Below are 9014 nucleotides of genomic sequence, written 5' to 3'. Positions count from 1 at the left end.
GGAAAGGACGTCTTCAGTATCAGAATCAGCGGATTCTTTGAACAGTTGGAGCACCGAAAGTACTACAGTTTGGAAGTCGAGTGGGGAAGACCTGGAAAAATGGGCAGGATCAGAACAGTAACTGTCCTGATTTTCAGTATATTGTATTTTATCAAAGATTTTTTTTCGGACATTCGCAAGATATATCCGTCGTGTTTTGGTTGGTATTTTGTACCTTCATAGCTATATGTTTAAGACAACATAATTTACCTAAAGTAGGCCGGTTTTCATAAGGAAAATCGGCTTATTTTGTCTCAAGAGGCCATTTTTTTCTTAACTTAATAGCATTGCCCCTCACACCACCCGGCGTACCGGTCTCGTACCGGGCGGTTCACTGGATTGTAGGTTGAGATTTGAGGTAATAGGAAAGCATGGATTCATACCCTTTCCTCCTTAGGCGGGATAAAGTGATCGTAGTAATCAGAATCGGACTCTGGGCTACTGCCCATCCTCCTTTTCTGGTTGCAGCCCGCTTCCTGGCCCCTCGCTAAAAATGTCCAAAGAGACATTTTCTTGACGCTCGGTCCTAAGCATAAGCATGGTATTGGTCAACGCCCAGTCTGATCAGGTTTTTACGTTTTAGGTTAGGCCCAAAGCTCGACCTGGTCCAAAGCTCCGGCTTTGTCCTCAGCAATGCCAGATACAGTATCGGAGGCGGTTTCTGAGCCACTCGTCGATCTGTTTGAGCGTTCGCTGGAGTGATTGCCATATTGCTCCAAGACTAGCGAAAAGAATAGAAGTGTACGATAGGGTTGACAATGATGAACTAAGAAATTTCACGCATAATTCTGGAATCAAAGTTTTATATTTCGAGTTTGTTGATTAAAAGAAATATTATATGAATCAGGAAGCAAAATTAAGAGCAAAAATGGCAAATGATTTTTGGCATTCATATCAAAATTCACCTTCAATAAAATCATCTTTTCCTCAAGTCCAAGAAATCATTCTAAACTTAAACTTCAATTATGATGAGTCTTACAGAAAAAAATTGAAGAAAACCCTTAATCCTAATGACAAAGCATTTTTTCAAATTGAGTGTATTAATAAAGATTGTGTTTATGGCGGTTTTAATCTTTCAAGCGAGGTTAGAGGAATGATATCAAAAAAAGTAACCGAATATAATGGCCATCAAACCTGTAATGGATATCAAGATTTTGAAAGGTATAAAGCAAAAGATTATCATTGTCTTTGTAAACTTAACTATGAAATTGAAATAAAGTATCAAGATGGCGAATAACAAATTACAGCTAACAGGCGATAAAAAACATAGCGCAAAAAATACTAAACATGAACAACATCACATTTAATAAGCAGATAGGTAGTTTGATAAGTAGGTGGGTCTAAATTTCCTACGTTTCTTAATGCCAAAGCGTTGTACATAAATTTAACGAAAATGAGTAAATACCAAATCATTCTACCAATACTTCTTCACCTTCTATTTCCCGCCTGTAAGGAGAAATCAGAAGGGAATTCAATATCCGGTAAAGTGGGTGTGCTTGATCCTGAAGTAACTATCAATAAGATTGAATCTGATTTCAGCGAATGGTGGACTTATCATTCAGCTAACATTTCCTTATCATCGGATTTTATAGGTTTAAATGAAAAATCAGACACAATTCATAAAGAACAATTTCTGGAGCAATTAACTTCCGGTGATTTTATTCCTTTAAAGTTAAAATCTGCCGATAAAACCGAAATCTATAAGTTATACGAATTAGACACTTTAGCTGATAAGGGTATAGGAAGTATCATAAAAAATGCGTCCACAACCAATCTCAAGCATTTCAGAATGGAAGGTAAAACCTTTCCCGAATTTGATTTTACAGATTTTAATGGCCGGCACTACAACAATGAAAACACCAAAGGTAAAACCATCCTTATTAAAACCTGGTTTATTGGGTGTACGGCCTGTATTGCTGAGTTTCCTGAACTCAATAAGCTTGCTGAAGATCATGAAAATGACGACGATAGGGTTTTTGTTAGCCTGGCATTGGATGCCAAACCCGAATTGGAAAGGTTCCTATTAAAAAAGCCATTCAAATATCAGGTGGTTCCGGAAAAAAGAGATTTTTTAGAAAAAGAATTAAACCTGCAAATCTATCCGACGCATATAGTAGTAGATAAAAATGGTATAATAGTAAAAGTGGTAAATAAGGCATCAGAAATGATTGCATTTATAGAAAATAATATGGATTGACCATAAAAAACTAACATCCACCATTGTTAAAATACCAGTCACCATTTAAAAGACAATTTCCCCATTTTGGCTAAAGCCCTTTGGATTGTAATTCTCACTAAGGAATGGGCTAAAGCCGCATTCCTATTGAAGAATAATCATTTGGAACCAGGATTTTTTCCTCAATTGCCCACTGCTTTAGCTGTGGGCAACCTGGCATTTATGGAAAATTGGCTTTAGCCAAACCTTTTATCCATAACCCTTCAAATCCATATTTCACAATTTTATCCAATTCGGCTAAAGCCGGGATAGGTAATGCTATTTCAGGGGATGGGCTAATGCCGCATTCCTATTGAAGAAGAGTTGGTTAAATGACGGATATGGCAAGTGGCGATTTTTGGGCAATGATGTTATTTCCGATTTCAATGAGATATCCGATAAAATTAACTATATTGTTCGCAATAACTATTCAGATGGTAAACCGATCTATTTGATTTTATTCCTAAATTAAATTTTATCATGAAGTACCTGATTATTTTGCATTTGCTTTTTCTGCCACTCGTCACCTCTGCGCAAAGCCCATCCAGCAGGGTCATGCAAACCGTATTGGCTGACTCCATTGTGGGCAGGTATATGGCAGATTATGGTGGGGTGGATACCACTGGTTTTGTGCTGTACGGTAAATCCGGGTATTATTCTTTTGGTGAGGGAACTTTGGCGTTAAAATCGGAAAGATGTGACACTCCCATAAGCGGTACCATTACCAAATTGAGAATCCGTAAAAATACCGCTTCTGTGAAAGTGCTATTTAGCGAAGGCAAGCGCTATTACACAAAAGTCAGGTTAAAGCGTTTTAATCCAATGTCAGCCTGGAGGGTAAAGACAAGGATTATTTACCCTATCCTGTCCATCCCCCGAAAAGAGCCTTTGATCATACATTATAGCCTTAATATGTGATGATTTTCTGTCGTACAGGCGACGATGAAGAGTACCGTTCGGATAATGTACGCCCTTATAGGATTTCCGTTCATTTATTTTGGCTAAAGCCCATGGTTTGTTATTCAATTCTAAGGAATGGGCTATTTCCTATTGAGAGGTATCCATTTGGAGTCAGAATTTTTATAATCAATTGCCCACTGCTTTAGCTGTGGGCAACCTGGCATTTATGGAAAATTGGCTTTAGCCAAACCCTTTATCCATAACCCTTCCAATCCAATTTTCACCAATTTATCCAATTCGGCTAAAGCCGGGGTAGGTAATGCTATTTCAGGGAATGGGCTATTTCCTATTGAAGATGAATGTGATCGGATTAATCTCGGTATTGCCCGATAGCTGGAGGCAATACGGATATTCCACCTCTATAGCTTTAGCCAAATTTTGCTAGTGAGTGAAATTGGATATGCCAGGATCCTTGGTCCAATCATTAATCCTTTAACTTCTCAAATCCATATTTCACATTAAACTCATCATATTCCTACAGTAATCTATTTTCTTTAGTTGATGAAGGCAAAGCTGGCATTTAAAAAAATGTCAACATGCCGCTTGCTTCCTAATCCGAAATGATTAATTTGAAAGTGGAAAGACAAGGGGAGGGTTTGGTGCAGTTATTTAGTGAGTGGCAAAAAGGTATACAGATTTATCACACCTATTTTGGGTTTGTAAATCTTTGGTTAATAGATATGATATGAGTTGGTATCAAGTTGACTTATCCATGTGCTGCGTGTTTCGTGACCATCTAAAGTAATTAGATGAATTTGCTTTATGTTTAATAAAATTCAATAAAATAAAATGAAAAAATATTTAGCAATTTATTTCGGTGGAGCGACTGATTCAGAGAAATCCACCCCAATGGATGAGAACTTACAAAAGGAATTTATGGACGCCTGGGCAAAATGGGCGGTAAATCACAAAGATTCAGTAGTTGATTTTGGATGCCCCCTTGGAAGAGCTAAATCTGTCAATCAGTATGGAGTAGGCGACAAGGAAAATAAAATGATTGCATATTCAATAGTACACGCTGAATCCCACGAGCAAGCTGCATCTATATTTATTGAACATCCTCATCTTAATCTTCATTCTCATAACTCAATTGAAATCATAAAAATGAGACATTTGCCAGAAATGGACTAACAAGAAAGACCAATAACCCAAAAAATTTGTGAAGATTTGGAGATTTAGAAAATCACACCAAGGAATAAAAATACAATCCTGAACAACATGAAAAAGCGAACAATTTTTATTGCATTACCGGTCTTAATAATCCTTCTGGTCACAATATATGGACTACGACCAATTTCTACCAGCACATTGGAAGACACGGAAGTGATTCAGGGAAATTTGGTGTCGATTGGTAGCAATGAAAAAACGAGGGATATTTCGTTGAAAATTGAAGGTTATGATAAAAATTATTACATAAATCGCGGACTTGATGGGGCTCGGGATATAGTAAATTTAAGCAGCGAAATGGTGCGGTCAGAAGTCGAAATATTTTACGCCAAACATTGGACACCATTAGATCCATTTGGAAAAAACAAGCATGTATCACGAATAGTGTGGAATGGAGATCTTATTTATGATGAAATCAATAAATAAGTACCTTTTTTCCATTTTGACTGAAGCCGGATTTTTCGGAATGGGCTATTTCCTATTGAGTAAGAACCATTTAAAATAAGGATTTTTTTCCTCAATTGCCCACTGCTTTAGCTGTGGGCAACCTGGCATCTATGGAAAATTGGCTTTAGCCAAACCCTTTATCCCTAACCCTTCCAATCTTAATTTCACCATTTTATCCATTTGGGCTAAAGCTGCATTCCTATTGAGGAAGCGTGTTTTTAACCAACGCCTCCTTATGTTTTGCCGGGGCTAAAAAAATAATTGGATATCTCATCTTCAGAATTATTTCCATAATTTCTAGCCTGCAAGACTATTGCGGGTAAAAATTATTAGCAGATTGCCTGAATATAAGTAATTTGCGTCTCGGAAGCCTGATTTGCCATTTTTTGGAAAAGCCTGGCAACACCATTCATGGATATACAGTAAATAGTAAAGCCGGGAAAAACAAAGCCATTGCTACAAGTACCTTTAAACAGAACCGCTAAATACCATGGAAATACTAGATGAGATTAGGCTGAATTTTAACCGCGATAGCCTGCTGTTGCTGAATATCTGCATGGGTCTGGTCATGTTTGGCGTAGCCATAGAATTAAGCCTATCTGACTTCAAAAACGTTTGGCAAAAGCCCAAAAGTTTAATGATAGGCTTGATGGCCCAATTCCTGGCTTTGCCCCTGCTGACCTTTTTGCTGATTTTATTCATTGATCCTATTCCCAGTGTCGCTTTGGGTATGCTCCTGGTAGCTAGCTGCTCAGGAGGCAACTTATCCAATTTGCTGTCCGTGATGGCCGGTGGTAATGGGGCCTTATCAGTAAGCCTGACCAGCATTGCCACCCTGGCAGCCGTGATCGCTACTCCGGCCAATTTTACCTTCTGGGGAAACCTGTACCTGAGCGGCGGCACTTCCTTACCACAGATTAACATCAGTTTTATAGATATGCTGGAAACCATACTGCTGATCGTGGGCATTCCCTTGCTGCTGGGCATGTTGCTCAATCATTATTTCACCAAAGTAATCGCTACCATCCGCAAGCCAATCCGCATCCTCTCCATGCTTATTTTTATCGCCTTTATCGTGGGTGCCTTTGCTGCTAATTTTGCGATTTTTATGGAATACATTCATTTCATTGTGCTCATTGTGCTTTTGCACAATGCCCTTGCTTATGGAGCTGGATATGGCCTGGGGCAGCTTTTTGGCCTATCCCTTCCGGACAAAAAGGCGATCACCATAGAAACGGGGATTCAAAATTCAGGCATTGCTTTGGTGTTGATCTTCAACTTTTTTGATGGCTTGGGAGGAATGGCGATCATCGCCGGATGGTGGGGCATCTGGGATATGATTTCCGGCCTGGCACTCGCCTGGGGCTTGTCTAAGGTAAAATACACATCCAAAAAAGTAATGGCCTAAAGCCGCATTCCAATTGTGGAATAATCATTTGGAACCAGGATTTTTTCCTCAATTGCCCACTGCTTTAGCTGTGGGCAATAGGAAATTTTTCCCTTTCAATGGCTTTAGCCAAATCATTTATCCATAACCCTTCAAATTCAAATTTCACACATGAAAAGGAGGGGGCTGGCCTCTTTTTCATTCGGTTTTACCTGATGCAATATTCAGAATAATAATCGGGGGACAGTTATTTCCATTGCTTTTCCGGCTTGCGGTATCATTTTTGTCACCTTATATAGAAATCTCTATAATGATGAATAAGACCATACTTTTGCACAAACGCCCGCAAGGAAAGCCAAGCCTTGAAAATTTTAAAACGGTTAGTGAGGAAGTTCCAACGCCAAAGGAAGGGGAGCTTTTGCTAAAAACTGTGTATGTTTCCGTCGACCCCTATCTTCGGGGCAGGATGAATGATGCGAAATCCTATATCCCACCCTTCGAATTAAACAAACCGATTCAGTCGGGTATAATAGCCGAAGTAGTGGATTCCCATTTACAGGATTTCAAAAAGGGAGATTTTGTCTCTGGCATGTTGGCCTGGAAGGAGTTCCAGACCTCCACAGGCAAAGGACTGACTAAGGTAGACCCTAAGCTGGCAAAACTATCCAGTTATTTGGGTATTTTGGGAATGACCGGGCTTACCGCCTATTTGGGATTGACGGAAATCGGAAAGCCTAAGGAAGGGGAGACCCTGGTGGTTTCCGGTGCTGCCGGAGCGGTGGGAACGGTAGTGGGACAGATCGGGAAATTGCTGGGTTGCAAAGTGGTGGGCATTACCGGCAATGATGAGAAAGTAAAGTTGCTTACCTCTACGTTTCATTTTGATCATGCCATCAACTACAAAACAACGCCGGATTTGAAAGCGGCGATCAAAAGCAGCTGCCCCGATGGAGTAGATGTTTACTTTGACAACGTAGGCGGGGAGATCTCCGATGCGGTACTGGCTCACATTAATAAGTTTGCACGATTGCCGGTTTGCGGTGCCATCTCGCTCTATAACGAAACAGAGGTGCCAATGGGCCCCCGGTTGCAGCCCATACTCCTCACCAAAAGTGCGACCATGCGGGGATTTATCATCGGCGATTTTGCTTCCAAGTTCCCATCAGCAACCCGGCAATTGGCTGCCTGGTTAAACGAGGGGAGGCTTCAATCCAGAGAAACGATTGCAGAGGGCTTCGACAATATTCCCCAAGCCTTTCTGGATTTATTTGAGGGGAAAAATAAGGGCAAAATGATCGTTAAAGTAGGAGAATAGCTGTAGCGTCTCCTTCTGGAAGGAGGATTTGATGCCTGAAAATCAATCCGCTTATTCGCCTTGAGACAGTATACACAAACTGTCTTCCATGGCCTCCACTGAATGGGTAATTTCCAAGGGAATGTCTACTTCCTCATATTGCTTCAGTTCCAAAACCCTGTTTTCTTCTTTGTAAATCACAGCTCCTTCCAAAACGGTTAGTTTTGATACCGTATGGGCTTTGTGTTCTTTTAAAACCATGCCTTTGAGGAATCCCATGACCAGCACCTTGAATCCGGTGCCGTGATGGAGTGATTTTGCAATGGGGTGGCTGGAAGCTTTGAGCTCTTTCTTTATTTCTTTGATCGTCATTTGGTTATTTTTTAGGGTTTTTGTTTTATTTGTAATCCTCGCCTGGGCTAATTTCTACCAGGCCATCTTTTATTTACGAATCGATCCGATTTATTCCGCCCGTAAGATGGAGGTTTTTGTAATACCAAGTTAAGAAAAAACAGCGGGATGTCTCCATTATTAAAGTATACAGCATCTGGTCGGGAAAATGGGGGCATCTCATTTCAGATCACAAGCCTGGAATATTTGCCATTCCTCCATTTCGGCTAAAGCCTGGGGGGCGGGGTTTTATCCGTGGGAATGGGCTAAAGCCGCATTCCTATTGAGAAGTATCCCTTTGGAACCTGGATTTATTCCTCAATTGCCCACTGCTTTAGCTGTGGGCATCCTGGTATTTATGGAAAATTGGCTTTAGCCAAATCATTTATCCATAAACCTATCGAATCCACATCTCGCTATTTCATATATTTTGGCTAAAGCCTGGGGGGTGGGATTTTATCTGTGGGAATGGGCTAAATCCGCATTGCTATTGAGAAGTATCCCTTTGGAACCTGGATTTATTCCTCAATTGCCGACTGCTTTAGCTGTAGGCAATAAAAGTATTTCAGTAATTATGGCTTCAACCAAACCTCCCCAAAGGGGCAGTCCGGAGATGCCCGACATATAGATTACATCATTTATCTTTTAACTGCTCAAATCCATATTTCTCAATAAATTCCTCATACTCCTGCTGGAATGTTTTTTTTAGATGGTGCTCTTCCTGATTTCTAATATAGGTTCTGACCGCATTCATCCTGGATTCGGAAACAGAAACTGCAAAATATTCGTCTTGCCATTCAAATTTCGCTTGGGTAAGTTTATGTTTGTTGATCCAAAAGGAAGACTCGCCTTTGATCAATTGCATCAGTTTTTGAATGTTTTGGTCAATACCCATTGATACCAGGCAATGACAATGGTTTGCATAACCGTTGATGTGGTCGATGAAAATACCTTTCTTTACGGCATTTTCTCTAATATGGGACCATACTTTGCTTCTCAAAGTTTTTGAGTTAAGGAATGGTACCCGATTTTTGGTGCTCCAAATAAAATGGATATAAACCTTTACGAATGGCATATTAAAAAGAGATGATGGTCATACTAATTTAATAAATCAT

The 9014-nt window shown here is 40.0% G+C and carries 10 protein-coding genes; 8 read left to right on the top strand and 2 right to left on the bottom strand.

All coding sequences use genetic code 11. From position 1 onward, the window contains the following. The 8 genes from BUB19_RS24415 to BUB19_RS21180 all read left to right on the top strand — a co-directional run. A partial coding sequence (locus tag BUB19_RS24415) for a hypothetical protein (RefSeq protein ID WP_218588582.1) occupies positions 1–222 on the top strand: 222 nt, incomplete at its 5' end. Positions 223–877: 655 nt separating this feature from the next. After that, positions 878–1276 (top strand): hypothetical protein, encoded by a 399-nt coding sequence (locus tag BUB19_RS21210; RefSeq protein WP_073097560.1) that lies wholly within the window; start codon positions 878–880, stop codon positions 1274–1276. 156 nt (positions 1277–1432) lie between these two features. Further along, positions 1433–2236, top strand: a complete 804-nt coding sequence (locus BUB19_RS21205) for a TlpA family protein disulfide reductase (RefSeq protein ID WP_073097559.1) — start codon at positions 1433–1435, stop codon at positions 2234–2236. Positions 2237–2734: 498 nt separating this feature from the next. After that, positions 2735–3172, top strand: coding sequence for a hypothetical protein (locus BUB19_RS21200; protein ID WP_073097557.1), 438 nt, complete (start codon positions 2735–2737; stop codon positions 3170–3172). An 831-nt stretch (positions 3173–4003) separates the two neighbouring features. Continuing rightward, a complete protein-coding gene (locus BUB19_RS21195; RefSeq protein ID WP_073097556.1) occupies positions 4004–4345 on the top strand; it encodes a hypothetical protein in 342 nt (113 codons plus the stop codon). An 87-nt stretch (positions 4346–4432) separates the two neighbouring features. Then, positions 4433–4807 carry a hypothetical protein gene (locus tag BUB19_RS21190; protein ID WP_143156122.1) on the top strand — a complete coding sequence of 125 codons (375 nt, stop codon included), beginning with the start codon at positions 4433–4435 and terminating at the stop codon, positions 4805–4807. Positions 4808–5318: 511 nt separating this feature from the next. Continuing rightward, on the top strand, positions 5319–6236 hold the full coding sequence (locus BUB19_RS21185) for a bile acid:sodium symporter family protein (protein ID WP_073097553.1): 918 nt from the start codon (positions 5319–5321) through the stop codon (positions 6234–6236). 289 nt (positions 6237–6525) lie between these two features. Continuing rightward, a complete protein-coding gene (locus BUB19_RS21180) occupies positions 6526–7530 on the top strand; it encodes an NADP-dependent oxidoreductase (protein WP_218588585.1) in 1005 nt (334 codons plus the stop codon). Between the two features lie 51 nt (positions 7531–7581). Here the strand turns inward: BUB19_RS21180 and BUB19_RS21175 are convergent, their stop codons facing one another. Further along, positions 7582–7881, bottom strand: coding sequence for a cupin domain-containing protein (locus tag BUB19_RS21175; protein ID WP_073097552.1), 300 nt, complete (start codon positions 7879–7881; stop codon positions 7582–7584). Positions 7882–8533: 652 nt separating this feature from the next. Next, positions 8534–8974, bottom strand: a complete 441-nt coding sequence (gene tnpA / locus BUB19_RS21160; RefSeq protein WP_073097548.1) for an IS200/IS605 family transposase — start codon at positions 8972–8974, stop codon at positions 8534–8536. Positions 8975–9014 lie beyond the last annotated feature (40 nt).

Origin of the sequence: Cyclobacterium lianum, from assembly GCF_900143075.1 — a bacterium.
In the GTDB taxonomy this organism is placed as follows: Bacteria; Bacteroidota; Bacteroidia; order Cytophagales; family Cyclobacteriaceae; genus Cyclobacterium; species Cyclobacterium lianum.
Note: the sequence above shows the minus strand (reverse complement) of the source record. Positions and strands in the feature narration are given on the sequence as shown.

What these genes read in the sequence shown, in the direction of transcription:
- BUB19_RS21210 (WP_073097560.1), top strand. Translation starts at nt 878, where the DNA reads ATGAATCAGGAAGCAAAATTAAGAGCAAAAATGGCAAATGATTTTTGG.
- BUB19_RS21205 (WP_073097559.1), top strand. Translation starts at nt 1,433, where the DNA reads ATGAGTAAATACCAAATCATTCTACCAATACTTCTTCACCTTCTATTT.
- BUB19_RS21200 (WP_073097557.1), top strand. Translation starts at nt 2,735, where the DNA reads ATGAAGTACCTGATTATTTTGCATTTGCTTTTTCTGCCACTCGTCACC.
- BUB19_RS21195 (WP_073097556.1), top strand. Translation starts at nt 4,004, where the DNA reads ATGAAAAAATATTTAGCAATTTATTTCGGTGGAGCGACTGATTCAGAG.
- BUB19_RS21190 (WP_143156122.1), top strand. Translation starts at nt 4,433, where the DNA reads ATGAAAAAGCGAACAATTTTTATTGCATTACCGGTCTTAATAATCCTT.
- BUB19_RS21185 (WP_073097553.1), top strand. Translation starts at nt 5,319, where the DNA reads ATGGAAATACTAGATGAGATTAGGCTGAATTTTAACCGCGATAGCCTG.
- BUB19_RS21180 (WP_218588585.1), top strand. Translation starts at nt 6,526, where the DNA reads ATGATGAATAAGACCATACTTTTGCACAAACGCCCGCAAGGAAAGCCA.
- BUB19_RS21175 (WP_073097552.1), bottom strand. Translation starts at nt 7,881, where the DNA reads ATGACGATCAAAGAAATAAAGAAAGAGCTCAAAGCTTCCAGCCACCCC.
- tnpA (WP_073097548.1), bottom strand. Translation starts at nt 8,974, where the DNA reads ATGCCATTCGTAAAGGTTTATATCCATTTTATTTGGAGCACCAAAAAT.